Below are 24,338 nucleotides of genomic sequence, written 5' to 3'. Positions count from 1 at the left end.
GTGTATGCCGAGGTGCTCGGTGTCGAGCAGGTCGGTGCGGATGACGACTTCTTCGGTCTCGGTGGTAACTCGCTGCTGGCGACCCAGGTCGCGGCGCGTATCGGTGCCGCACTCGATGCCAGGGTGCCGGTGCGCGCGCTGTTCGAGGCGTCCACCGTCGCCGGTCTGGCCGTGAAGGTCGAACAGCATGCCGGTGCCGGTGGCCGTCGCGCCCTGACGGCGGGCCCACGCCCGGAACAGGTTCCGCTGTCGCTGGCTCAGCAGCGGATGTGGTTCCTGAACCAGTTCGACACCGCCTCGGCCGTCAACAACATCCCGGTCGCCGTGCGGCTCACCGGCGACCTCGACGTCGCCGCGCTGCAGGACGCCGTCGCCGATGTCATCGCCAGGCACGAGACGCTGCGCACGGTGTACCCGGAGCAGGGTCGCGCCGCGAGCCAGGTGATCATGCCCGCCGAGCAGTCGGTGCCGGACCTGACGCCGGAAACCGTTGGCGTCGAAGACATTCAGCAGCGGATCATCGACGTGATCACCGCGGGCTTCGATGTCACCACGGAAATTCCGTTGCGGGCCAAGCTGTTCCGGGTCACCGACGGCGAATACGTGCTCGTCTTCGTGGTGCACCACATCAGCGCGGACGGCTGGTCGATGGGCCCGCTGACCCGCGACGTGATGCTCGCCTATGCGGCCCGCTCGAACGGCGTGCCGCCGGGCTGGGCGCCGCTGCCGGTGCAGTACGCGGACTTCAGCCTCTGGCAGCGCGACGTGCTCGGCTCGGAGGCCGATCCGGCCAGCCTGATCTCGCAGCAGGCCGAATACTGGCGGGCCGCGCTGGCCGGGCTGCCGGACGAGCTCAACCTGCCCGCCGACCGGACCAGGCCGACGACTCAGTCGTTCGCTGGTGGGCGCGTGGTGTTCCCGATCGACGGCGAGCTGCATCGCAAGCTCGCCGAGATCGCGCGGGAGCAGAACGCGACCATGTTCATGCTGGTGCACGCCGCGCTCGCGCTGTTCCTGGCGCGGATGTCGGGCACCGATGACATCGCCATCGGTACCCCGATCGCGGGTCGTGGCGAGGCCGAACTCGATGACGTGATCGGCATGTTCGTCAACACGCTGGTGCTGCGCTCGCACGTGGAAGGCGACCTCACCTTCGGCGAACTGCTGGCCCGGACCAAGGACGCGGATCTGCAGGCGTTCGCGCACGCCGACCTGCCGTTCGAGCGGCTCGTCGAACTGCTCAACCCGGAGCGCTCGACCGCGCGGCACCCGCTGTTCCAGGTGGCGCTGTCGTTCGAGAACTTGCCGGAGACCAGTTTCGAGCTGCCCGGATTGCACGTCGGGGCGGTCGATTTCGAGGTCGAGACGGCGAAGTTCGATCTGTCGCTGACGATTCGGGAGGCGGCGGCCGGCGACGACGCGGGCATGTACGCCGAGTTCTCCTTCGCCCGTGACCTGTTCGACGACGCCACGGTCGAGGTCTTCGCGCAGCGGTTCACCAGGCTGCTCGACGCCATCGCCACCGAACGCGAACTGCCGATCGGTGATCTGCCGCTGCTCGACGCGGACGAGTACGAGCTGCTCACGCACGTGCACGGCGAAGACGTGATGGCCACCGGGCTGCTGCCGGACCTGCTGCAGCGCGGCGCGAAGCTGAACCCGGAGCAGATCGCGGTCCGCTACCAGGGCCGCTCGATCACCTACCGCGAGCTCGACGAGTACTCGTCGCGGCTGGCGCGGGTGCTGATCGAACGCGGGGTCGGTCCGGAACGCATTGTGGCGCTGTCCTTCCCGCGTTCCTACGAGATGGTCGCGGCGTTCTGGGCGGTGGCGAAGGCCGGTGGCGCGCATGTGCCGGTCGACCCGACCTACCCCGAAGACCGCATGCGGCACATGATCAACGACTCCGGCGCGGTCATCGGTATCACCGCGAGCGAGCATGTGGATCGCCTGCCGCGCGATGTCGAATGGCTCCGGCTCGACGATCCGGCGCTGGACGCGCTGATCGAGGCCAAGTCGCCGGACTCGGTGACCGACGCCGATCGGATCTCGTCGCTGGCGATGCGGCATCCGGTGTATGTCATCTACACATCGGGTTCGACGGGTATGCCCAAGGGCGTCACCGTGACGCACGCGGGCATGGGTGGCCTGGTCGGTGTCGCCACCGACCTGTACCAGCTCGAGGCGCATCACCGGTTCCTGCACATCTGCTCGCCGAGCTTCGACCCGTCGGTGCTCGAATGGCTGTGTGCCGCTTACACCGGCGCGACGCTGGTGATCGTGCCGTCCACCATCATCGGTGGCCCGGACCTGGCCGAGCTGCTGCGCACCGAGCGGGTCACGCACACGATCATCACCCCCGCGGTGCTCGGCACGGTCGACCCGGCGGGCATGGAGGCCCTCGAAGTCGCTTCGGTCGGTGGCGATGTCACCACGCCGGAGCTGCTGGCCAAGTGGTACCCGGGCCGCAAGTACTTCAACGCCTACGGTCCGACCGAGACGACGATCATCTCGTCCTACGCGAGCCTGACGCCGGGACGGCACGTCACCATCGGTCTGCCGGTGCGCGGCATGTCGGCGCTGGTGCTCGACAACCGCCTCAACCCGGTGCCGCCGGGTGTCGCGGGCGAGCTCTACCTCGCCGGTGGCGCGGTGGCGCGTGGCTATCACAACCGCCCCGACCTCACCTCGGAGCGATTCGTCGCCAACCCGTGGAGCAACGAGGGCGCGCGGATGTACCGCACCGGTGACGTGGTGCGCTGGTTCGCCGAACCGGGCGAGCGGGCGGGTAATGCCGCCGTGCCCGAGGTGCGCTGGGAGCTGGACTACGTGGGGCGCTCGGACTTCCAGGTGAAGATCCGCGGCTTCCGCATCGAGCTCGGCGAGATCGACACCGTGCTCGCGGCCCATCCCGATGTCGAGTTCGCGATCACGCTCGGCAAGGAGACCGCGGCGGGCGCCACGATTCTCGTGTCGTATGTGCTCGCGGTGCCCGGCCACGAGATCGACCCGGTCCGGCTCAGCGAGCACGCCTCGCGCAGCCTGCCGCCGCACATGGTGCCGTCGGCGATCGTGGTGCTCGACGAGATCCCGCTGACCCCGGTCGGCAAGCTGGACCGCAAGGCGCTGCCCGAGCCGGTGCTCGCGCCGCGCGAGTTCCGGGCACCCGCCAGCGAGGTCGAGGCGATCATCGCCGAGGTATTCGCCGAGGTGCTCGGGGTCGAGCAGATCGGTTTGGACGACTCGTTCTTCGCGCTCGGCGGCGACAGCATCCTGTCCATCCAGCTGGTGTCGCGGGCCAAGGCGCGCGGCGTGGTGTTCTCCCCGCGCGAGGTGTTCGAGCGGCGCAGCGTGGCCTCGCTGGCCGAAATCGCCACGCTCGGTGCGGGTTCGGAACAGGTGAAGCTGGAGGAGCTGCCCGGTGGCGGGGTCGGCGAGATTCCGCTGACGCCGATCATGACGCAGATCCTCGCGAGTGGCTCGGCCTACGACCGCTTCTCGCAGACGATGGCGCTGCGGCTGCCGGACGGTATCGATCGGGCGACGCTCGTCGGAACTATCGCCGCGGTGTTCGACCACCACGATGTGCTGCGTACTCGGTTGCGCCGCAACGAGGATCGGTGGGCGTTCGAGGCGCTGGCGACCGGTGCGGTCGACGTGGATGCCATGGTGCATCGGGTCGAGCTCGCCGCCGACGTCGATGACGCGGAGCTGAAGCGGGTCGGCAGCGAGGCGTTCGACGCCGCGCTCGGCCGCCTGGATCCGGCGAATGCGGTGATGGCGCAGTTCATCTGGTTCGCGTTCGAGGGCGAGCGGCGCGATGTGCTGCTCATCGTCGCGCATCACTTCGTGGTCGACGGTGTGTCCTGGCGCATCCTGATTCCGGACTTCGCGGTCGCGTGGTCGCAGCTGGCCGCCGGTCAGCAGGTCGCGTTGCCCGCCAACGGCACGTCGATGCGGCGCTGGGCGCACAGCCTGGTCGAGGCGGCCTCCTCGGCCGAGCGGGTCGCGGAACTGCCGTTCTGGCAGCAGGTTTCGACGACACCGGATCCGCTGCTCGGTGCGCGGCCGTTCGACCCGGCGGTCGATACGTTCGCCACGGTCGAGCGGGTCGAGGTCACGTTGCCCGCCGAGGTCACCGACGCGGTGCTCACCGCGATCCCCGGCCTGTACCGCGGTGGTGTGAACGATGGTCTGCTGTCGGCGCTGGCGATGGCGGTTGCCCGCTGGCGTGGCGACGGCGCGGCCGCGCTCGTCAAGCTCGAGGGACACGGCCGAGAAGAGGAAGTCGTTCCGGGCGCGGACCTTTCGCGCACCGTCGGCTGGTTCACCACGGCCTACCCGGTCCGGCTCGATCTGGGCGGCGCCGACCTCACCGACGCGTTCGCCGGTGGTGCCGCGCTCGGCGAGATCGTGAAGTCGATCAAGGAGCAGCTGCTCGCGGTGCCCGACAAGGGCCTCGGTTACGGACTGCTGCGGCACCTGAACTCGGCGACCGGGCAGCGACTCGGTGCCTCGGGGCAGATCAGCTTCAACTACCTGGGTCGCATGTCGGCCGGGGAAATCCCCGAGCAGCTCGCCGAAATCGGCTGGGTGCCGGTGGGCGACCTCGGTCAGCTCGACGGCGACATGGACCTGGACATGCCCGCCAACGCGACGATCGACATCAATGCGATCGTCACCGACGGTGCGGACGGTCCGGAGTTGGGCGCGGCGTTCGCGTTCCCGACGGGGCTGTTGACGCGCGAGCAGGTGCAGGAGTTCGCCGACCACTGGGTCGCCGCGCTCACCGCGCTGGCCACGCATGCCCGCAGGCCGGACGCCGGTGGCTTCACGCCGTCCGACATGTCGCTGGTGCGGGTCGAACAGACCGATATCGAGCTGTGGGAACGCGACTACCCGGCGCTGGCCGAGGTGTGGCCGCTCTCGCCGCTGCAGTCCGGTCTGCTGTTCCACGCGATGATGACCCAGGCCACCGTCGACGTGTACACCATGCAGGCCGTGGTCGACCTCGGCGGCACGCTGGACGTCGAGCGGCTGCACGCGGCCGCGCAGGGCATCATCGACCGCTACCCGAACCTGCGCACCGCGTTCGTCACCGACTCCGACGGGCAGGCCGTGCAGGTCGTGCTCGATCGGATCGAGGCGCCGTGGCGCGAGGTGGATCTCACCGGGTTGCCCGCCGACGAGCGGACCGCAGAACTGCGCAGGCAGGTCGCGGCCGATCAGGCGACGCACTTCGACATGGCGGTGCCGCCGCTGCTGCGGTTCACCCTGTTCCGCACCGACGAGAGCCAGTGGCACCTGGCGATCACCACCCATCACATCCTGTTGGATGGCTGGTCGATGCCGCTGCTGATGCGGGATCTGCTGGTGCTGTACGCGGTTCGCGGCGATCAGACGGCGCTGCCCCGGGTGGCCTCGTACCGTAACTTCCTCGGCTGGCTGGCCGGGCGCGACCGCGAGGCCTCGCTGCGGGCCTGGGCGACCGCGCTCGACGGCGTCAGCGAGCCGACTCAGCTTGCGCCGCAACCGCGTTCGGCCGAGCAGTACGAGATCGGCAAGCTGGTCACCGAGCTCGACACCGACCGCACCCGCCAACTCACCAAGCACGCCGCCGAATTGGGCGTCACGGTGAACACCCTGGTGCAGGCGGCCTGGGGCATCCTGCTCGGACGGCTCACCGGCCGTGGCGATGTGGTGTTCGGCGCCACCGTCTCCGGGCGGCCCGCCGAACTGCCCGGCGTCGAGTCGATGGTCGGCCTGTTCATCAACACGCTGCCGGTGCGGCTGCGGATCGATGACCGGCAGACGATCGGCAAGCTGCTGGAGCGGTTGCAGCACGATCAGGCCGATCTGCTCGAGCACCACTATGTGGGGCTCACCGACATCCAGCGGGTGGCGGGCACCGGATCGCTGTTCGACACGCTGCTGGTGTTCGAGTCGTATCCGATGGACAAGGAGGCCATTTCGGCCGCCAGCTCCATCGACGGCATGTCGGTGACCGGTGTCGGCGTCAACGACGCCACGCACTATCCGCTGACGCTGCTGGTGACCGCCGAGGCCACGATCGAGCTCACGCTCAAGTACCTGGGTAGCCGGTTCTCCGCCGACGAGGTGGAGATCATGTCCGCGCGACTGGTCCGTGTGCTCGAGGCGCTGCTCGGCGATCCGGACGGACTCGTCGGCGACATCGACATCCTCGATGCCGGCGAACGCGCCCGCCTGCTCGTCGAATCCGGTATCACGGCAACCACTTCCACGCCCGAACCGGCAGGCCGGGTCGGCGCGCACACGGTCGCCAAGGTGCTCGCCGAGGTGGTCGAGGAAGATCCGGAGGCGCCCGCGCTGCTCGCCGACGGCGACGAAATCGCTTACCACGTCCTGGATCGACGCTCCTCGCAGTTGGCGCGGGTGCTCATCGATCGAGGTGCCGGGCCGGGCGACATCGTCGCACTGGCACTGCCGCGCTCCCTGGACGCGGTCGTCGCGGCCTGGGCGGTCCAGAAGGCCGGCGCGGCACTGCTGTTCGCCGGTGATCTCTCCGTCGACGACATGGCCGGTGCCGGAGCCACCTTCGGTATCACACCGAATGCGGTGCCGGACAGCGCGATTCAATGGTTGGTCCCCTCCGAGCCACGGATGCAGGCCGACCTGGTCGCGGCCCCGTCGCACCCGGTGTCGTACGCGGACCGGGTCCGCCCGCTAGGCGAAGACGACCCGGCCTTCGTCGTCCCGACCGCCGACGGCGTCCTCGCCATCACCCAAACCGAGGCCCTGGCCCGAGCCGAACACGTCCGCGAGGAGTACGGCATCGACTACGAGTCGACCACGTACACGACAACCCCCTCCGGCCGCGCGGCAATGCTCGAGTTCCTGGCCTCCGCCACCGCAGGCGCCCTCTCGGTCCTCCCCACCGGCGAAGTAACCAACGACCTCGCCGACGGCGAAGTAACCCACTGGTTCGTCACCCCAAGTGACGCAACCGACGCGGCCGACCCCGAGGTCAAGATCGTGATCGCGGAGTAGAACGGACCCGACAATCCGCCGGTGCAGAGCCCACCAAGGGCTCTGAATCGGCGGATTCGTCGCGGCTCGGTGAACTAGATTTGTACCGGATCGGCGGACTCTGGTTCGCACCCTTCATAGAGGAGGTCGTCCCAATGGTTATGCCGATCCCGCACGGTGACCGTTGGACAGCGACGGCCCTCGACCACTTGCCCGAAAACGGACTGCGATACGAAGTGTTGAACGGTCTGCTGGTAGTGACCGCAGCGCCAAACATTCGGCACCAGTTGCTGATCAAGGGTCTGGAACGTGCCCTCGACGCGGTCGTGCCGTCTGGCCACCTGGTTGTCGAGGGACTCGGTGTGTTGATCGGCGATGACGAGCCGATCCCGGATCTGATGGTGGTGACTATCCCGTTTGATCTGGATGAGCGCGGGATCCCGGCCGAGCAGGTGAAGCTTGCTGTCGAGGTGGTCTCCAGATCGACAACCTTGCAGGACCGAATGACTAAGCCGGTCCTCTACGGCGAAGTCGGAATCCCGAACTACTGGCGATTCGAGATCAATCCGTTCGGAGGCCAGCTGTCCGGCGAGTCCTTGCCGGTCCTCTTCGCCCACGAACTCGGCGATGACCAGACCTACGAGCTGACGCACAGGGTGGCGGCCGGAGACGCCGTCACCCTGCGTAGTCCATTCGAAATCACCATCGATCCCGGAAAGCTGCTGCCCTAACAGAGAAGCGGGAGCCGATGGAAAGAGCCGTTGTGCGGTGTGGCACAACGGCTCTCGGGTGGAGTTCAGTTGAACAGGGCGGTGAGGTCGATGGTTTCGGCCATGGTGCGGTAGCCCGCGTCGTTGAGGTGCATGCCGTCGCCGCAGTCGTAGTGGGGGGCGATGAAGCCGGGGCGGGTGGGGTCTTCGACGGCGTGGGCGACGTCGAAGATCGAGTCGAAAACGGTGGTGGTGCGGAGCCATTCGTTTACTTCGCGGCGGGTCTGCTGGGTTTCCTCGAGTGGCAGGCCGGGGTAGATGCAGCCTGCGTAGGGGCCGATGGTGGCGGCGTGGATGGTGAGGCCAGCTTCGTGGGCGCGGCGGGCGATCTCGGTGAAGCCGGTGATCAGTTCGTCGGTGGTGGCGTGGGGTTCGCCGGACATGCCGCCGAGGATGAGGTCGTTGATGCCGAAATTGATCAGGACGGTGCTCGCGCCGGGGACGCTGAGGACGTCTCGGTCGAACCGATCGAGCCCGGGTACGCCGATTTCGTTGGTCAGCAGGCGATTTCCGCCGATGCCCTGGTTGACGGCCCAGCCGTGGTCGAGGCGGTCGTTGAGGGCGTCCACCGAGCGGAGGTTCGCGCTCATGGTGGAGCCGACGCCTTCGAACCATGAGTCGCCGAATGCGACGGCGATCGGGGTGCCAACGGGGGCAAGCACATCGACGCCGGTGACGTAGAAGCGCGCGGGAACCTCTTCGGGTTCTGCGCGATTCGGCTCTGCGGTGACGTTTCCGGTTGCGACGTAAGCGGTTTCGCTCGGCTGGTGGGAGAGAGTGGCGAGTCCGGTCGGCTCGGGCAGGTAGAGGCTCAGCATGAGATCGGTGCCCGCGGTGACTGCAAGCTCGATCGGGTCGCTGACTACCTCCTCGCCGGCCGGGATGGTGATCTGGTCCGCGCCGTCGAACCGCAGCACGGTGTCGGTCTCCGTGATGATCTCGCTGCCGGTCTTGCGCAGCGCGACGCGCGCGGCGGCGATGACCAGCGGGGTCTGCCCGAAGAGGTTGGTCAGCCGGATCCGGAACTGCTCGCCGCCACCGGCCAGGTGCAGCACCTGACGCACGGTCTCGTCGGCGAACGCCCGCGATTCGGTGAGCTTGACCTGCTCGTACGGGCTGATGACCGCGGAACGGAAACCGGCGACCCAGGCGGTGGTGTCAGACATCGAAAGCTCCAGTAGTTGTCATGCGGAATATTGCGTTGGCATATTTCTACAATGGAGTATTCCTCGTGTCAACTATCCGCCGAGCAACTACTTCGGGTAGGTTGGTGGCATGGATGCGACCGAACTATTCGAAGACCCCCGGCTGACCACCATGGGTCTGCTGTTCGAGGCGTTCGAAGGGGTGGTCACCAAGCTGGAACCGGTCTGGAAGTCACACGGCCTGTCCGGCCTGGATCTGAATGCGCTGATGCGCCTGAGCCGTTCGCCGAATCGCCGGCTGCGGATGACCGATCTCGCCGCGCAGACCACGCTGTCCACCAGCGGCGTCACCCGGCTGGTCGATCGGCTGGCCCGGGCGGAACTGGTCGAGCGTGAACTGGACCCGGGTGACCGGCGCAGTGCGTATGCGGTGCTGACCGACCGCGGTGCGGAACGGCTCACGCAGGTGCTGCCGGACTATTTGGCCGCGGTGGAACGCTGGTTCACCGGGCTGCTGACACCCGCGCAGCTCGACGGCCTGATCGCGGCGTTGCGCATCGTTCGAGATGTGACCATGCCGGATGCGACGGTCGGCATCGACCGATCGGCGAAGGTGTGAACGTCAGGCGGATCCGTCGAGGAGTCGTTCGAGCCCGTCCAGGATCAGGTTCAGCCCGAAGGTGAAATCGGCGATGCCCGTATGCTTTCCGTCGATCACCAATTGTGACAGCGCGTTCATGTACGGAAACCGATCCGCCGGGATGAGCGGCAGGAATTGCTGTGCGGCGGAGGCGTATTCGTCCGGCTGCAGCGGAAAATTGACCTGCTGCAAGGTGAATCCGTATATGTGGCTGTCCATCGCGTTCCAGGCCCGATCGGCCAGCTGATAGGAGAAGCCCGCGGCGCGCAGGCAGCCGAGGGTGGCGTCGATGTAGCGCAGCATGGCCGGGCCGACATTGAGTCTGGTGCCGATCAGTCCGTTGGCCCACGGGTGGCGCAGTAGCGCCTTGTGCGCGGCGGTCGCCCGCGCGCGCATGGCCGCCTTCCAGTCGCCGCCGATCTCGGGCACGCCCATCTCGGCGACCACCAGATCGGCGATGCCGTCGAGCAGGTCGTCCTTGTTGGTCACGTGGTTGTACAGCGACATCGCCTCGACGCCGAGCGTCTGTGCCAGTCGGCGCATGGACAAGGCCGCCAGGCCGTGCTCGTCGGCGAATCGAACGGCGGTGTGCAGCACCTTTTCCCGGTTGAGCGGCGCGCGTGCGGCACCGTCGGCGGACGTTTTGGGCATCGGCCCCTCTCTTGACTGACTTACGGTGTAAGCGTACCGTCCGTGGTGAGCGACTTACGCTGTAAGTACACGTTTCAGGCGAGGAAATCCCATGTCCGAGGCCAAGAGCCCGCAATCGACGGTCGATATCAGCACGATGACGGCGGTGGTCGCGCCGCGGTACGGTGACGGTTCGGTGCTCTGGACCGAGGTGGTCGCCCGGCCCAATCCGCGCCCCGACGAGGTTCTGGTCCGGGTGCGCGCCGCGTCGGTCTGTCAGGGCGACGCACATCTGCTCACCGGCACGCCCTATTTGCTGCGGCTCGGCTTCGGCCTGCGGCGACCCAAGGATCCGATCATCGGGCACGACCTGGCCGGGGATGTGGTGGCGGTCGGTGGCGAGGTGACCGAATTCCAGCCCGGCGACACGGTATTCGGCTCGGTGAACGCGGGCGCCTTCGCGGAGTACGCCTGTGTCTCGGAGCAGCGACTCGCCCTCGTACCGACCGGTCTTGCCGTCGAAGAGGCTGCGGCCCTTCCTGATTCGGGTATGACCGCGCTGCAGGGGCTGCGCGACGTCGGTCAGCTGCAGGCCGGGCAGACCGTGTTGATCAACGGTGCGTCAGGTGGCGTCGGCACCGCCGCGATCCAACTGGCCAAGGCGCTCGGTGCCGAGGTTACCGCCGTGTGCAGTACCCGCCACCTCGAGGTCATCCGATCGCTGGGTGCTGATCAGGTAATCGACTATGCCACTGACGATTTCACCGCGACCGGACACCACTATGACGTCCTGCTCGACCTGATCGGCAACCGATCGCTGCGCGACTGCCTGCGCGTACTCACCCCGAAGGGCATCTTCGTCTCGTCGGCCGGTGCGCCCGGCGGCAACTGGGCGGGCCCGATCACCTGGATGGGAAAGATGGTGCTGGCCAACCTGTTCGTCGGCCAGAAGATCGGCATTCTGCTCATGCGTCCGCGCCGCACAGATCTGGAGTTCCTTGCCGGACTGACCACTTCGGGCAAACTTCGGCCGCTGATCGAAAAGCGCTACCCATTGGCCCGAGCGGCCGAGGCAGTGCAGCACGTTCTGGACGGACACGCCCAGGGCAAGACCGTCATCGTCGTCTGAGCTGCGGCTTTCCTGTCGAGGGATGGCCGACTGTTGCTTACAGTACGAACATGACGATCGCGACGTACATCAATCCCGAAACGCTGCCGAACAACCCGGCGTTCACCCAGGTCGTGCGGGTGGCCGCGGCGGCGGACACCATCTACGTGGGCGGGCAGAACGGGGTGGACGGCTCCGGTCGCATGGTGGGACCCGATGTCGCGGCACAGACGCGGCAGTCGCTGGCCAACCTGCAGACTTGCTTGGCGGCGGCGGGTGCGTCGATCGAACACGTGGTGAAGTGGACGATCCTGATCGTCGATGGTCAGTCGGTTCAGGAAGGTTTCGCCGCGTTCATGGAGGTGTGGGCGGGTCGCCCGAATCCGCCGGCGATCACCGTCGCGCTGGTCGCTGGACTCGCGGTACCCGGCGCGCTGGTCGAGGTCGAAGCCGTTGCCGCAGTGCCTGTTTCCTAATCGACCGACTGGGCGAGCCGAGCTGTCAGCTCGCGAATCTGCGTGATGAGTTCCGGCGGTTCGTGCACGCGGAACGGAAAGCCGAAAGTGGCCAGATAGACGGCCAATTCGTCGAGTGAGTCCGATCCTGTTCGCAGCACGCAGGTTTCGGCGTCGACGCGTTCGAGGGCGCCGATGGTGGGTGCGATGCGATCGGCGGCGATCTCGGCAGGCACGCCGAGGGTGACGCGGGCGGAATAGCGGTACGGCGAACTCGCCACGCCGCGGGAGAGATAGCCGGACAGGTCGACGTCGGGTGCCTCGCGCGGGGCGAAGCGGGGACCGGTCGGGATGCGGGGTCGCAGGCGGTCACAGCGGTAGGTGCGCCAGTCGGCGCGGTCGACATCCCAGCCGATGAGGTACCAGCGGCGGCCGATGTGCGCCAAGCGATGTGGCTCGGTGGTGCGCAAAGATGTTGTGCCGTCATGGCTTCGGTAGTCGAAGCGGAGACGGTGACTGTCGCGGATGGCGCCCGCGATCGCGGTGAGCGTGTCCGGGTCGACGGTCGCGCCGCCGGCCCGCACCGTGACGGTGACCGACTGCAGCAGGTTGACGCGGTGGCGCAGCCGGGACGGCAGCACCTGTTCGAGCTTGGTGAGCGCGCGCAGCGAGCTGTCCTCGATTCCGGTGATGGTGCCGCCCGCCGCGGTGCGCAAGCCGATCGCGACCGCCACCGCCTCGTCGTCGTCCAGCAGCAGCGGCGGCAGCTTCGCGCCCGCGCCGAGCCGATAGCCTGCGACGCCCGGCGTGGCATCCACTGGGTAACCCAGGTTGCGCAGCTTGTCGATGTCGCGGCGCACCGTGCGGATATCGACCTCCAGGCGTTCGGCCAGGTCGGCGCCGGTCCAGTCGCGGGGAGTCTGCAGCAGCGACAGCAGCCGCAGCAGTCTCGCGGAGGTTTCCAACATGGGTTTCAGTCTGCTGGAAAGCTAGGGCGGAAGCTGTCCTAGGCCGGTCATATCGTCTATTTCATGACCAACGAGATCCGCGAATTCCGCATCGACATCCCGCAGCAGCAGCTCGATGACCTGCGCACTCGGCTCGACAGCGCGCGCTGGCCCGCGCCGCTGCCCGGCGACGGCTGGGACACCGGCGTGCCGACCACCTGGCTGCGCGAGCTGGTCGACTACTGGCGCACCGAATACGACTGGCGGGTCGCTGAGGCAGAACTGAACTCGTATCCCCAGTACACGATCGAGATCGACGAGCAGAACATCCATTTCCTGCACATCCGTTCGCCGCATGCGGAGGCGCTGCCGCTGCTGCTGACCCACGGATGGCCCGGCTCGATAGTCGAATTCCTCGACGTGATCGGGCCGCTGACCGACCCCGCCGCGCACGGCGGGCATCCGAAAGATGCGTTCCATCTGGTGATTCCGTCGCTGCCGGGCTTCGGCTTCTCCGGTCCGGTCACGGAGTCGGGCTGGCGGATCGAGCGGACCGCGCAGGCCTGGGTCGAACTCATGCGCAGGCTCGGGTACGAGCGCTACGGCGTGCAGGGCGGTGACATCGGTGCCGGGGTGAGCCCGGAGGTCGGCCGGATCGTGCCGGAAAGCGTGGTGGGCGTGCACGTCAACGGCGGACCCGGCCCCATGCCGCAGTTGCCGCTGTCCGAGGCGGAGCTGGCGAGCCTGAACGAGGTCGAGCGCGATCGGGTGCGCCGGATCGAGGCGTTCATGCGGGAAGAGTTCGGCTACATAGCGATTCAGTCCACCCGCCCGCAGACGCTGGCCTACGGGCTGGTGGATTCCCCGGTGGGACAGCTCGCCTGGATCATGGACAAGTTCCGCGAGTGGACGTATCCGCGAAATGTGGACCCGGACAAGATCATCGACCGGGATCGGCTGCTGACCAACGCGATGCTGTACTGGCTCACCGGAACCGCTGGTTCGGCGGCGTATGTCGGCTACGCGCACTCCGATGCGTGGGGTGCGCCGAAGACGAACTCCGGAGTGCCCACCGCGGGACTGATTCTCGCGCACGACGTCGGCATCCGGCGCTACTCGGAACCCGAGAACACCATCACCCGGTGGACCGAGGCCGACCAGGGTGGTCACTTCGCCGCACTGGAGGTACCGGTGCTGCTGACCGACGATATCCGCGAGTTCTTCCGCGACCTGCGCTGAAAACCGAAGCCCGTGGGCCTGTTCCGGCATGTCGCCGCCGGAGCGGGCCCATCATGGGAGCAGGACCCGTCGGCGAGGTGCAGCCCATGGATAAACCCAAACCGTTCACCCAGGAACACCGGGAAGAATTCTGGCGCCGCTGTGGGTGGTCGCCCGAACTGCCGGAGGCCGAGCGCGCGGCGATCGAACGCGCGTGGGACGACGAGGCGATCGATATGGCGGAGCTGTTCGGCTGGTGAATTCAGGGGCTTGCCGTAGCCCGGCCGGTGGCGCACCATCAGGTCGGGAGGAATGTCATGGATACCTTGGGGTTGCCGAGCCGTAGGAACCGCACGATGGTCTCGTCGCGGGTCGAACCGGTACTGAACTACTTCGGCAAGTGCCCCCTGTGCGGCTATCCCGCACAGGCGGCGACGATCACCGCGCAGTTCGACGACGACGAGGTCGAGCAGCTGGTCGTCGCCACGTGCGGGGTGCCGTGCGGCTGGAGCGCACCCGTCGTCCCGACGATGATGACCTGACCGCTACCCCGCGGAGAGTTCACCGGCGAGCCGCCACGAGTTGCGCTCGGCGGCAAAGGCTTCTGCCTGCGTGGCCCGGAATTCGGTGATGGATGCGTCGTTCTCGGTGAGGAATTCGCGATAGTCGGCGAGCCGGAATTCCCCGTCCTCGGCCCGCACCTCGACGTTGCCCGCGGCGAAATCGGCGCGCAGATCGAGCAGTTCGCCGGCCTCGACCGGATACCAGCGGATTCGATCGAAATAGCGCAACAGCCACGGTGTTTCGTCGCCAGAGGGGTGCCGATCCGCACCGGGGCGACCGGCGAGCGGACCCGCGTGGTGATTCCACACCTGGGTGGTGCGCCCGACGAACTGATAGCCGCCGGGCCCCTCCATGCCGTAGATGCACAGGTAGGCGCCGCCGATGCCGACCGCGTTCTGCGGGGTCCAGGTTCGGGCGGGGTTGTACTTGGTGGTGACCAAGCGGTGGCGCGGGTCCGTCGGGGTGGCGACCGGGGCGCCGAGGTACACGTCACCCAGGCCGAGGACGAGGTATTCGGCACCGAAGACAGTGTCGTAAACGTCTGCTACCGAGGCCAATCCGTTCATCCGGCGGATGAACTCGATGTTCCACGGGCACCACGGGGCGTCGGCGCGGACACCGTGCATGTATCGGGTGATGGCCTCGCGGGTGGCCGGGTCGTCCCAGGACAGCGGGAGGTGCACCGTGCGGCTCGGGACGACGAGCTGGCCGGCGGCGGGCAGATGCTGTTCGGCTTCGGCGAGTAGGTCGAGCAGGGCTGACACGGACAGGACGTACGGGTCGACGCGGATCTGCAGCGAGCGGATCCCGGGGGTCAGCTCGGTCACGCCGCGTACGCCTGCCGCAAGCAGGTGCTGATGCAGGGCGTGCACGCGGGCGCGCAGCGCGAGATCCAGTGTCATGGTGCCGTATTCGACGAGCACGGCGTCGTCGCCCGCGCGACGATAGGTCACGCCGGTCTCGTCGTCGACCTCGGTGCGCCGCAGCACGCCGTCGTCACCGTCGCCGCCGGAGGACAGCACGGTCGGCCAGGAGGCTCTGCGCCCGGTGCCGACGTCGCGAATCGAGGCGGCGCGATCACTGCGGATCGGCACGAAACGCACTGCGTCGCCTGGGGATAACTGTCCGAGCTTCCAACGGTCGGCGGCGACCACGGTGACCGGGCAGACGAAGCCGCCGAGGCTCGGTCCGTCGGGGCCGAGCAGGATCGGGGTGTCACCTGTGAAGTCCAGTGCGCCAACCGAATACGGAGTGTCGTGGATGTTGGACGGATGTAGACCGGCCTCGCCGCCGTCGGTCCGCGCCCAGTCGGGTTTCGGTCCGATCAGCCGGACGCCGGTGCGATCGGAGTTGAAGTGCACCGCGTAGTCCGTGCCGATGATGGTGTCGAAGTCGGCGCGGGTGAAGAACTCCGGTGCACCGTGCGGGCCCTCGGTCACCGCCAGTTCCCAGCGCTCGGCCAGTACCGGCTGGTCATCCATCGGGACACCGCTCGCGATCGGGTCGCGGGAAGGCCCGAGTGGCAATGCTTCGCCGACCCGCAGGGCGTTGCCCGCGCTGCCACCGAATCGGCCGAGGGTGAAGGTCGCTGTGCTGCCCAGGTATTCGGGTAGTTGGACGCCGCCCGCGAGCAGCACATAGCAGCGCATGCCCGGACCGCGCACCGCACCGACATCGAGGACGCCGCCCGCGGGTATCTGGATGGTCCGCCACTGCTCCACGCGAACGCCGTTCACCGTGACGTCCGTCGGCGCACCGGTGACGCACACCCAAGTAGGCACCGAAAACCTCAGTGCGGGACCGCCGAGCGTGCACTCCAGCCCGGCCGCGCCTTCGGCATTGCCGAGCACCCGGTTGCCGAGCCGGAACGACAGATCGTCCATCGGACCGGACGGCGGGACGCCGACGTGCCAGTATCCGGTCCGCCCCGGCCAATCCTGCACTGTCGTCAGCATTCCGGGCCGGACGACTTCGACGGATGGGCACACGGGTGCGGGATCGATCGAGGGCACGGCAGCAGCGAATAGGTCGGTGATGGTCACTTCGACACCACCATCCGCACCGGCGTGGGGTCGAAACCGTTGCAGGGGTTGTTGATCTGCGGGCAGTTGGAGACCAGTACCAGGGTGTCGATCTCGGCGCGCAGGGTGACTTTCTTTCCCGGCGCGGACAATCCGTCGACGATCCCGAGCGTCCCGTCGGCCTCCACCGGAACGTTCATGAACCAGTTGATGTTCGACACCAGGTCCCGCTTACCGAGGCCCCATTGCAGCGCCGCGGTGAGGAAGTTCTCCACGCAGGCGTGCTGGTGCCGGGTGTGCTGGCCGTAGCGGAGCGTGTTCGACTCCTGCGAGCAGGCGCCCGCGATGGTGTCGTGATTGCCGACCTCGTCGGCGACGACGGTCATCAAAGCGGTGCCCGCGTCCGTCAGCAGTACGCTGCCGGTGGTCAGGAAGATATTGCGCTGCGCGGCGACCGTGGCCTGCGCGCTGTAGCGATCGGTGTGGTCCGCCGCCGAATACAACAGGCAGTCCACCGCCTGATTGCCGTGCAGGTCGATGATCTCCAGCTGCTCGCCCGCCTTGACCACCGCGGACCACGGGGCGCGAGCAGGGACGGTCTCGTCGAGAACGATGGTGCTCACGGCCTTACCTCCAGGGTCAGCGCGGCCGTCCAGGCGCGTTCGGTGTTGTCAACGGCCCGTTGATATTCCGGGTCGTTGTTGTGGATGACGGCGAGATCCTCCGGCGCGGCCCAGGCGACGACATCGAGATTCGTGGCGGCGCGGTCGTCGAGGGGGTGCGCGGCATTGGCGACGAGCAGGACAACCGGGAGGTGCACCAGCAGATCGACCGAGGAACCGGAGGCGGCACTGCCGGTAGCGGTCAGTGCGCCATCGGATTCCACTCGCACCCCTCGGAAGAACGACACCGTCGGTCCGATATCGCGCGGCTCCAGACCATGCTTGGCACCGGCCAACCGCAGCAGTTGCCGTGCCTCGGCGGTCGGACCGCACAAGGTGTCGTGACTACCCGAGGTATCCGCGAGCACAGTCGCCAGAATGCGCCCCTGGTCCGACAGCAGCGGATGACCGTCGCCGAGATAGGCCTGCCACGGAACCTTCACGGTGTCAGCGACATTCAGGCGCTCCCACGGCGCATCGGGGCGCACCAGCAGCAGATGCGCGCAGGCGGCGCCTGCCGGGTCGGTCAAACGGATCCGAGTTCCGCGCCCCAGCACCACATTCACGTAACCGCCCGGCGGAATACGCTGGGCGAAGCTGATTCTCGCCCGCTCGATGCCTGCGGGCAGTTCGGGTCCCTCGATTGTCGCCGCGGCGGCCTGGGATCGCGCGTGCGCCCTCGCGCTTTCGGTGGATGCGGTGCTGCTGGTCATTCGTTACCCCCTTCGCTGGGTGCCAATGTGGGCGCGGTGGTGGCCTGCACCACCGCGCCACCTGTCATGCGGATTGTGTTGCAGGTTCTTGGTTTTCGGTGCTGCCCGGCGAGCGCAGGACGAACTGGTGCACGACCACACCGACGGCGACCACCAGCAGCACGAACAGCGGTGCGGCCCAGAGCATCCACCAGCCGCCGCCGTTCGGGGTGTAGACCTCGGCCCGCGGCCAGGCCAGGTTCACCGCCATCGCGACGCCCCACAGCACGGCGAGCACGTTCACCGGAATCCCCAAGCGGCCCAGGCTGAACAGTCCTGCTTCGTCCGCTTCGTCCGCGGGCATCCCCTTGATCCGCCGCACCAGCAGTGGCACGGTGACCAGCAGATACGCCAGATACAGCGTCACGATGCAGACGCTGGCCAACGTCGCGAAGATCGCGGCATTCCCGAGGTTCAGCACCAGCAGGCCGATGCCGAGCACGCCGATGATGACCGACGGCAGCACCGGGGTGCCGAAGCGCGGGTGCACCGCGGCGAGCCGCCGGGCGAACGGCAACTTCCCGTCCCGGGCCATCGAGAACATCAGCCGCGAGCCCGCCGTCTGAATCGCCAAGGTGCACACCGTGATCGCCACCGCGACGCAGCAGAGCAGCACCGTGCCCGCCGGGCTGTTCAGCTTCGAGGTGAGCACGTAGGCCAGGCCGCCGGTGGCGAGCGAACCGTCGGACAGGATCGGCGCGGCCATCAGCGCGCTGATCAGCAGCAGCCCGCCGCCTAGCGCGGACACCGCTAGCGCGGTCAGGATGGTGCGCGGCGCCACCCGGCGCGGATTCTTGGTCTCCTCGGAAAGCTCACCGGCGGAATCGAACCCGACCATCACGTAGGCGGCCATCAACCCGGACACCAGGAACGCGGCCCAATACGAGCCGGGCACGGCCTGATCGGTCTGCAGCACCACGCCGGGCCCGCGCTCGGTGTGCGTGAAGAACAGTGCGATGATCGCGAGCACGCCGACGATCTCGACGGTGACGCCGATCGAGTTGATCCGCGACATCAGGTCGATGCCGATCACGTTGACGATCGTGGTGACCACCAGCAGGACGCTGCCGAGCAGCACCGCGTTCGTCGCGCCGGAGGACGAGGTGAGCGCGGTGTCGTCGCCGACCAGCTGGAAGCCGCTCCAGATCGACGGCAGCACCACCTGCAGTGCGATCGCGGCCGCGGCGGCGGTGACGATCTGCGCGATCACCATCATCCAGCCCGCGAACCAGCCGACGAGCTCACCGCCGAGGCGGCGCGACCACTGGTAGATGCAGCCCGAAATCGGGTAGCGCGCGGCCAGTTCGGCGAAGTTCAGCGCGACCAGGAACTGACCGGCGAACACGATCGGCCAGGTCCAGAAGAAGGCGGCGCCGCCGAACGAATAGCCGAAGCCGAAGAACTGGAAGATCGTGGTGAGGATGGAGACGAACGAGAAGCCCGCCGCGAACGAGGCGTAGCGGCCGAGTTTGCGATGCAGCACGGGCTCATAGCCGAAGCGGGCCAGGTCGGCGCCGTCGCGGCTGGTGTCGGGCGGAGGGGCGGGGGCGAACGTTGTGGCCATGAGGGTCCTTCGGCGAAGCGGCCAATACCTATCAGATGACAGTTTTGCGGTGGCGATCGCGCTTTCGGTGACCCGCGTGTATCGCTTGCGGTAACCCCGGTAACTTCTGCGTTGCCGAGGTTTCTATCGAATGACAGAAACCTCTCCACCGGCTACCGGAGGAACGACCGTGGCGGATCGGTCCAGCGGAGACCTGCCAGAATGGGCCACGTGGCAAACCTCGGCCCCGGCCGTCCTCGTGTGGAGCAGCGACGCCGTCGCGGCCAGACGCCGCGCGCCGAAATCCTCGACGCCGCCGGGGAGCTGTTCACCACCAATGGCTACGCGAACACCTCCACCCGTGTGGTCGCCGACGCGGTCGGCATCCGTCAGGCATCGCTCTATCACCACTTCGCCGCCAAGGATGACATCCTCGATGCGCTGCTTGCCGAAACCATAGCTGCCCCACTGGAACTCGCCGAGCGACTGGGGAAGGTGTCGGCGCCGGTGCCAACCAGGCTTTACGCACTCGCCTACTTCGACGTGCGGCAACTGTGCGCGGCGCGCTGGAATCTCGGTGCGCTGTATCTACTTCCGGAACTGCGCACCGAACGGTTCGCGACGTTCCGGCTGCGGCGTGACGACCTGCGCGGACACTACGAGACGTTGGCGGCCGCGGTGCTGGCCGAGGCGGGTGGTGCGGGCATCGTAGGTGCCGAGGCTCTGCCGTTCCGGCTGGTCGAGATGGTGATCAGCATGCGTTCGGACGAGGGCGCGGCGCCCGCGGACGCGGAGCGGACCATCCCGGAGGCGGCGCTGCGCGTGCTCGGCTGGCCCGGTGATCTCGAGGCGCTGCGCGGCGAGGCACAGCGGCTGCTCGATCAGCTCGAGACGGCCTGAGCCTACTTGCCTGCGCTGCGTCCCCACTTGAGGCCCCAGCCGTAAGCCTGGTCGACTTCCTTCTTGCCCCACATCGGACGGCCCGCGGGAGGGCGGATGAAGACGCCCTGGCGGTGAACTACGAACTCGCCGTTGATGTTCTCGATCAACGCGAGCACCATCTCGCGCGAATTGTCGGTGCACCCGTCGACCAGCATCTCGATCGGTGGCGAGCCGACCGGGTAGAGGGTGGCGGTGGCATGCACGCCGCGGAAGTCGTCCGCGCCGGCGTACAGCGAGGCGAACACCAGGATCCTGCGGAACTTCGCGGTGTGGTCGAGGTTGATGTCGAGGTTCTCGCCTGCGGCGACGGCGCCGGTCCGGTCGTCCTGATCGAGCTGGATGAAGGGGGCCTTGCGCAGCGAGCCGAAGCTGTCGAGCGGTCCGATCGCGCCCTTTGTACCGTCGGTCATCTCCCAGAAGCAGCACAGGTCCAGGTCGAGGCCCGCGCTCTTGCGTTTGCCGAACTTGCGCGGGGCGGCGGAGGCGCCGGTCCAGTTCAGGTTGACCCGCATCACACCGCCGGTGGCGCCCTGCTTGGTCAGCGAGATCGACGGCGACTCTTTGGTCAGCGAGATCTTGCTGAGGTTGACCGGAGCGCCGGGCGGCGGTGAAAACTGTTGTGGCGGAGCCATGTTCGATGGCGGTGCACCGTAAGCGCCGGGCGGCGGATATCCGGCGGGCGGCGGGTAGCCGGACGTCGGCGGATACTGGGGCGGCGGCGGGAACTGCGCCTGCGGCGGCGCGTACTGCGGTGCGGGCGGAGCCGGGGGCGGCGGCGCGGTGAACTGATGCGGCGGCGCGGCGGGCGGTGGTGGCGGGGTGAACTGATGCGGCGGCGCGGCAGGTGCCGGAGCGTCGTCCACCGAGATGCCGTAATCGGTGGCCAGACCGGCCAATCCGGAGGCGTACCCCTGCCCGACCGCGCGGAACTTCCACGCGCCCTGACGGCGATAGAGCTCGCCGAGCACGAACGCCGTCTCGGTGGTCGCGCCGGCACTGTCGAACCGCGCCACCTCGGCGCCGCTGCTCGGATCCACCAAACGCACATAGAGGCCGTGGAATTGGCCGAAGGTGCCGCCGTCCGCGGAGGCCGCGATCACGATGGTGTCGATCTGCGGTTCGACCTGCGCCAGGTTCGCCGACAGCACGTCGAGCACGGTCGGTCCCTGCCGCTTACCCTCGTGCCGGACCGCGCCGGACGGATGCACGGGCTGGTTGTAGAAGACGAAGTCGTTGTCGCTGCGCACCTTCCCGGCGACCAGCAGCAGCGCCGAGGCGTCGGCGTCGGGCCCGCCGGGCCCGCTCTGCCAGCCCAGTTCGATCCGGACGGCGGACATCGGCACCGCAACGTTGGCGCCCTTCGTCATCGACACGCTTTCCAACGTATCGCCAAACGCGCCGATTGGGTACCTGATCAGCGCGTCGGCGGCGCGATCTCCCAGTGCCGCTGCAGCGCGCCCGCGATTTCGGGGAGCACGGTGATCGGAATCCGCTTGCGCCGCAACAGCGCCCGGATCTCGTTCACCTGCTCGCGCTTGCGCAGGTCGTAGGCGCCGGAGACCGGGCGCAGCACCGGCGGAATGGACAGCAGCACCAATTCGCCGTGCTGTTCGTCCCCGCCGGACAGGTCGAGCGCCAACGACCAGCGGGATCGTTCGTCGAGGGTGAAGCGGCCTGCGACCACCCGGTCCCAGTCGATGCTGGATTCGGTCCACGGGGTGCGCCGGTAGATCGCTCGCTCGGTGAGTACGACGGCATCCCTGGTGAACAGCGCCGCCACCACCGCGATACCGGCGACGGCACCGGCAAGCAGGCCGGTGAACACCCGGTTCACGCCGAACAGCCCGACCACCACCGCGCACACCGCAACGGTCGCCAGGATCCCGAGGGAGCTGTACAGCATCGCGCGCCGAGTCGGCACCACACCTGCCCGCACCATTGCCTCACCTACCTACGTCCGGCGTGCTGCGGCACACGCTACCGCTCGCCGTAAAGCCGCACACCTGCTGACTTCCCCAACACCGAATCGGTATGGGAAATCAGCAGGTATGCGGATTGATCACGCTTCGAGCGCGACCGCGGCCTCGGCCGTGTACACCAGGAACGTCAGGCTCTGCTGGAAATACAGCTCCACCGACTCGGCATCGTGGGACAGGTAGCCGATGGACAGGTCCTGGCCGATCCGCAGGTCGAAATCGCCGCCGCGGCAGGTCAGCACGAACGCGCCATCGATGGCGGGCGCCCAGATGATCTCGCCGTCCGGGATGAGCCGCTCGATGTGGGTGCGGATCGGGTGCCCGTGATCGGAGGTCTCGCTGACCGCGGTGAACAGCTCCGCGCTCAGCAGCACCGAGTACGGTCCGTCGACGCCGGCCAGCCGCAGCGCGGTGAGCGCCTGGGTGACCGACTCCGGCACCAGCCGCGGATCACTGGGCAGCGCGATCGCCTGGTTGGTCGTACTCGCCCGGATGCCGGTGATATTCGCGGCCGGATAGCCCTCGAAGATGGCCCGGTCCTCGGCGAACGCGATCTTCTTCGCCGCGTCCTTCACCGGATCCAGGTCGGGGTCCATCGCGCCGCGTTCGACGTTGTCGAGCTCCTCGCGCGACAGCCGGAACGGCACCCGCAGCTCGACCAGCGGCGCGACCACCCGCTGCCTGGCCTGCACGCCCTCGTCGGGCGCGGTGATCGGGGTGGTGTGCCCGGTGCCGACCGCGGAGTAGTCGGCGCCGTGCGGGCCGGACAGATCGACGACGCGGCGCCCGGCGATGTGCCGCTTGAAGGTGCGGGTCGCCTCTTCCTCGATCGCCGACCATGCCTCGGCGGTGATCGGCGCGAGTTCGCGATAGAGGTTGTTCATGCCTGCGTGCTCCTTTTCAACGTGCCGATACCGAGTGAGCCCGAGCCGATGTCGTTGGGCTGCACATCTTCCGCTGCAATGGCGTCGTTCGGTGGCGGGGGAAGTTCATCGAAGAAATCGAGGGACGGCGCGAAGAACGACGTGCCGGTGACCGCGATGGAGAAGTCCAGGATGCGGTCGTAGGCCGCCTCCTCGGTGCCGACGAACATCCGGGTGAGCATCAGCTCGGTGACGCTCGGTGTCGCGGCGTAAGCGACGTAGTACGTACCGAATTCGCCGTCCTTGACGCTGCCGAACGGCATGTTGGCGCGCAGGATCTCGCGCTCGGTGCCGTCGGCGTCCACGATGGTGTTCACCGCGACGTGCGAGTCGGCGGGCTTGTCGGCGTCGGACAGCTCGAAATCATCGAGCTTGGTGCGCCCGATCACCTTCTCCTGCTCCTCGATCGACAGTGCCCGCCAATCCGCCATCGGATGCAGGTACTTCTGCACGATGACGTAACTGCCGTCACGGAATTCGGGATCCTCGTCGCCGACCAGCGCGGCCGAATACGCGCCCTGGCCCTCCGGGTTCTCGGTGCCGTCGACGAAGCCGAGCAGGTCACGCTGTTCGAAGTAGCGGAACCCGACGGTCTCGTCGATGATCGTGGCCGCGCCGGCCAGCCGGTCGCCGATGGTCATGGCCAGCTCGAAGCAGGCGTCCTGGTTTTCCGCCCTGATGTGGAACAGCAGATCGCCCGGTGTCGCGGGGGCGGTGTGGTGCTGGCCGACGAAGCCGGGGAAGTCGTGCAGTTCGGCGGGCCGTGGTCCGGCGAAGAGCCGGTCCCAGGCCGCGGATCCGATCGAGGTGACGCAGGTGAGGCCCGCACCGGGAATGCGGAAGCCGACCGATCGGCGCAGACCTTGGATATCGGCGAGGGTGTCCCGGACAACCGCCTCGCCGCCCTCGTCGATGGTGGCGACGAGGAAAATGGCGGCCGGGGTGAGCGGATCGAGAATCGGCTGCGGCTCACTCATGATCTTCAGCCTAGTGCCCGGCACCGACACCTCGGCGAGGTGGCACGGGCACCGGGG

Annotated in this window: 20 protein-coding genes; 9 read left to right on the top strand and 11 right to left on the bottom strand. The window is 67.8% G+C overall.

Annotation, left to right across the window (positions count from 1 at the left end):
- Both ACFWF1_RS34875 and ACFWF1_RS34870 read left to right on the top strand, forming a co-directional pair.
- The coding region (locus ACFWF1_RS34875; protein WP_379322250.1) for an amino acid adenylation domain-containing protein at positions 1 to 7,029 on the top strand (7,029 nt) is incomplete at its 5' end.
- Positions 7,030 to 7,109: 80 nt separating this feature from the next.
- A complete protein-coding gene (locus tag ACFWF1_RS34870) occupies positions 7,110 to 7,739 on the top strand; it encodes a Uma2 family endonuclease (protein ID WP_379281149.1) in 630 nt (209 codons plus the stop codon).
- A 65-nt stretch (positions 7,740 to 7,804) separates the two neighbouring features.
- Here the strand turns inward: ACFWF1_RS34870 and ACFWF1_RS34865 are convergent, their stop codons facing one another.
- On the bottom strand, positions 7,805 to 8,944 hold the full coding sequence (locus ACFWF1_RS34865; protein ID WP_379281148.1) for a GDSL-type esterase/lipase family protein: 1,140 nt from the start codon (positions 8,942 to 8,944) through the stop codon (positions 7,805 to 7,807).
- A 109-nt stretch (positions 8,945 to 9,053) separates the two neighbouring features.
- Between ACFWF1_RS34865 and ACFWF1_RS34860 the strand changes: the two genes are divergently transcribed.
- Positions 9,054 to 9,542, top strand: coding sequence for a MarR family winged helix-turn-helix transcriptional regulator (locus tag ACFWF1_RS34860; RefSeq protein ID WP_379281147.1), 489 nt, complete (start codon positions 9,054 to 9,056; stop codon positions 9,540 to 9,542).
- Positions 9,543 to 9,545: 3 nt separating this feature from the next.
- Here the strand turns inward: ACFWF1_RS34860 and ACFWF1_RS34855 are convergent, their stop codons facing one another.
- A complete protein-coding gene (locus tag ACFWF1_RS34855; RefSeq protein ID WP_379281146.1) occupies positions 9,546 to 10,214 on the bottom strand; it encodes a TetR/AcrR family transcriptional regulator C-terminal domain-containing protein in 669 nt (222 codons plus the stop codon).
- Between the two features lie 91 nt (positions 10,215 to 10,305).
- Between ACFWF1_RS34855 and ACFWF1_RS34850 the strand changes: the two genes are divergently transcribed.
- A complete protein-coding gene (locus tag ACFWF1_RS34850) occupies positions 10,306 to 11,322 on the top strand; it encodes an NAD(P)-dependent alcohol dehydrogenase (RefSeq protein WP_379281145.1) in 1,017 nt (338 codons plus the stop codon).
- Positions 11,323 to 11,372: 50 nt separating this feature from the next.
- Positions 11,373 to 11,777, top strand: coding sequence for a RidA family protein (locus ACFWF1_RS34845; protein WP_379281144.1), 405 nt, complete (start codon positions 11,373 to 11,375; stop codon positions 11,775 to 11,777).
- Here ACFWF1_RS34845 and ACFWF1_RS34840 read toward each other — a convergent pair.
- Entirely contained in the window at positions 11,774 to 12,724 is a 951-nt protein-coding gene (locus ACFWF1_RS34840) for a helix-turn-helix transcriptional regulator (protein ID WP_379281143.1), read from the bottom strand. The two genes, ACFWF1_RS34845 and ACFWF1_RS34840, sit on opposite strands and share 4 nt — an antisense overlap.
- A 63-nt stretch (positions 12,725 to 12,787) precedes the next feature.
- Here ACFWF1_RS34840 and ACFWF1_RS34835 point away from each other — a divergent pair, with 63 nt between their 5' ends.
- The 3 genes from ACFWF1_RS34835 (at position 12,788) to ACFWF1_RS34825 (ending at position 14,463) form a co-directional block, all read left to right on the top strand.
- Positions 12,788 to 13,942, top strand: a complete 1,155-nt coding sequence (locus tag ACFWF1_RS34835) for an epoxide hydrolase family protein (protein ID WP_379281142.1) — start codon at positions 12,788 to 12,790, stop codon at positions 13,940 to 13,942.
- A gap of 86 nt (positions 13,943 to 14,028) precedes the next feature.
- On the top strand, positions 14,029 to 14,181 hold the full coding sequence (locus ACFWF1_RS34830; protein WP_379281141.1) for a hypothetical protein: 153 nt from the start codon (positions 14,029 to 14,031) through the stop codon (positions 14,179 to 14,181).
- A 96-nt stretch (positions 14,182 to 14,277) separates the two neighbouring features.
- Positions 14,278 to 14,463, top strand: a complete 186-nt coding sequence (locus ACFWF1_RS34825; protein ID WP_379281140.1) for a hypothetical protein — start codon at positions 14,278 to 14,280, stop codon at positions 14,461 to 14,463.
- A gap of 3 nt (positions 14,464 to 14,466) precedes the next feature.
- Here the strand turns inward: ACFWF1_RS34825 and ACFWF1_RS34820 are convergent, their stop codons facing one another.
- The 4 genes from ACFWF1_RS34820 to ACFWF1_RS34805 all read right to left on the bottom strand — a co-directional run bounded on the left by ACFWF1_RS34820 (position 14,467) and on the right by ACFWF1_RS34805 (position 19,484).
- Positions 14,467 to 16,440 carry a 5-oxoprolinase/urea amidolyase family protein gene (locus ACFWF1_RS34820; RefSeq protein WP_379281224.1) on the bottom strand — a complete coding sequence of 658 codons (1,974 nt, stop codon included), beginning with the start codon at positions 16,438 to 16,440 and terminating at the stop codon, positions 14,467 to 14,469.
- Between the two features lie 83 nt (positions 16,441 to 16,523).
- Positions 16,524 to 17,162, bottom strand: a complete 639-nt coding sequence (locus ACFWF1_RS34815; protein ID WP_379281223.1) for an urea amidolyase associated protein UAAP2 — start codon at positions 17,160 to 17,162, stop codon at positions 16,524 to 16,526.
- Entirely contained in the window at positions 17,126 to 17,881 is a 756-nt protein-coding gene (locus ACFWF1_RS34810; protein ID WP_379281139.1) for a DUF1989 domain-containing protein, read from the bottom strand. The genes ACFWF1_RS34815 and ACFWF1_RS34810 overlap by 37 nt, the downstream gene beginning before the upstream one ends.
- A 64-nt stretch (positions 17,882 to 17,945) precedes the next feature.
- Positions 17,946 to 19,484 carry an amino acid permease gene (locus ACFWF1_RS34805; protein ID WP_379281138.1) on the bottom strand — a complete coding sequence of 513 codons (1,539 nt, stop codon included), beginning with the start codon at positions 19,482 to 19,484 and terminating at the stop codon, positions 17,946 to 17,948.
- A 210-nt stretch (positions 19,485 to 19,694) separates the two neighbouring features.
- Between ACFWF1_RS34805 and ACFWF1_RS34800 the strand changes: the two genes are divergently transcribed.
- Positions 19,695 to 20,363, top strand: a complete 669-nt coding sequence (locus ACFWF1_RS34800; protein WP_379281137.1) for a TetR/AcrR family transcriptional regulator — start codon at positions 19,695 to 19,697, stop codon at positions 20,361 to 20,363.
- A 2-nt stretch (positions 20,364 to 20,365) separates the two neighbouring features.
- Here the strand turns inward: ACFWF1_RS34800 and ACFWF1_RS34795 are convergent, their stop codons facing one another.
- From ACFWF1_RS34795 to ACFWF1_RS34780, 4 genes are all read right to left on the bottom strand, one after another.
- A complete protein-coding gene (locus ACFWF1_RS34795) occupies positions 20,366 to 21,772 on the bottom strand; it encodes a TerD family protein (RefSeq protein WP_379281222.1) in 1,407 nt (468 codons plus the stop codon).
- Between the two features lie 47 nt (positions 21,773 to 21,819).
- On the bottom strand, positions 21,820 to 22,344 hold the full coding sequence (locus ACFWF1_RS34790) for a hypothetical protein (RefSeq protein WP_379281136.1): 525 nt from the start codon (positions 22,342 to 22,344) through the stop codon (positions 21,820 to 21,822).
- A gap of 120 nt (positions 22,345 to 22,464) precedes the next feature.
- A complete protein-coding gene (locus ACFWF1_RS34785; RefSeq protein WP_379281135.1) occupies positions 22,465 to 23,265 on the bottom strand; it encodes a family 1 encapsulin nanocompartment shell protein in 801 nt (266 codons plus the stop codon).
- The gene (locus tag ACFWF1_RS34780) at positions 23,262 to 24,281 is read right to left on the bottom strand and encodes a Dyp-type peroxidase (protein WP_379281134.1); all 1,020 of its coding nucleotides are present in this window, start codon (positions 24,279 to 24,281) and stop codon (positions 23,262 to 23,264) included. Before ACFWF1_RS34780 ends, ACFWF1_RS34785 begins: the two co-directional genes overlap by 4 nt.
- Positions 24,282 to 24,338 lie beyond the last annotated feature (57 nt).

It is taken from the genome of Nocardia sp. NPDC060255, assembly GCF_042727395.1.
Taxonomy (GTDB): Bacteria; Actinomycetota; Actinomycetes; order Mycobacteriales; family Mycobacteriaceae; genus Nocardia.
This window is presented reverse-complemented; position numbering and strand designations above follow the sequence as displayed.

Excerpts from the sequence above, each read along its gene's own strand:
- ACFWF1_RS34825 (WP_379281140.1), top strand. The coding sequence starts at position 14,278 with ATGGTCTCGTCGCGGGTCGAACCGGTACTGAACTACTTCGGCAAGTGC.
- ACFWF1_RS34790 (WP_379281136.1), bottom strand. The coding sequence starts at position 22,344 with ATGGTGCGGGCAGGTGTGGTGCCGACTCGGCGCGCGATGCTGTACAGC.
- ACFWF1_RS34850 (WP_379281145.1), top strand. The coding sequence starts at position 10,306 with ATGTCCGAGGCCAAGAGCCCGCAATCGACGGTCGATATCAGCACGATG.
- ACFWF1_RS34795 (WP_379281222.1), bottom strand. The coding sequence starts at position 21,772 with ATGACGAAGGGCGCCAACGTTGCGGTGCCGATGTCCGCCGTCCGGATC.
- ACFWF1_RS34840 (WP_379281143.1), bottom strand. The coding sequence starts at position 12,724 with ATGTTGGAAACCTCCGCGAGACTGCTGCGGCTGCTGTCGCTGCTGCAG.
- ACFWF1_RS34845 (WP_379281144.1), top strand. The coding sequence starts at position 11,373 with ATGACGATCGCGACGTACATCAATCCCGAAACGCTGCCGAACAACCCG.
- ACFWF1_RS34860 (WP_379281147.1), top strand. The coding sequence starts at position 9,054 with ATGGATGCGACCGAACTATTCGAAGACCCCCGGCTGACCACCATGGGT.
- ACFWF1_RS34780 (WP_379281134.1), bottom strand. The coding sequence starts at position 24,281 with ATGAGTGAGCCGCAGCCGATTCTCGATCCGCTCACCCCGGCCGCCATT.
- ACFWF1_RS34785 (WP_379281135.1), bottom strand. The coding sequence starts at position 23,265 with ATGAACAACCTCTATCGCGAACTCGCGCCGATCACCGCCGAGGCATGG.
- ACFWF1_RS34830 (WP_379281141.1), top strand. The coding sequence starts at position 14,029 with ATGGATAAACCCAAACCGTTCACCCAGGAACACCGGGAAGAATTCTGG.
- ACFWF1_RS34820 (WP_379281224.1), bottom strand. The coding sequence starts at position 16,440 with ATGCTGACGACAGTGCAGGATTGGCCGGGGCGGACCGGATACTGGCAC.
- ACFWF1_RS34865 (WP_379281148.1), bottom strand. The coding sequence starts at position 8,944 with ATGTCTGACACCACCGCCTGGGTCGCCGGTTTCCGTTCCGCGGTCATC.
- ACFWF1_RS34805 (WP_379281138.1), bottom strand. The coding sequence starts at position 19,484 with ATGGCCACAACGTTCGCCCCCGCCCCTCCGCCCGACACCAGCCGCGAC.
- ACFWF1_RS34810 (WP_379281139.1), bottom strand. The coding sequence starts at position 17,881 with ATGACCAGCAGCACCGCATCCACCGAAAGCGCGAGGGCGCACGCGCGA.
- ACFWF1_RS34835 (WP_379281142.1), top strand. The coding sequence starts at position 12,788 with ATGACCAACGAGATCCGCGAATTCCGCATCGACATCCCGCAGCAGCAG.
- ACFWF1_RS34855 (WP_379281146.1), bottom strand. The coding sequence starts at position 10,214 with ATGCCCAAAACGTCCGCCGACGGTGCCGCACGCGCGCCGCTCAACCGG.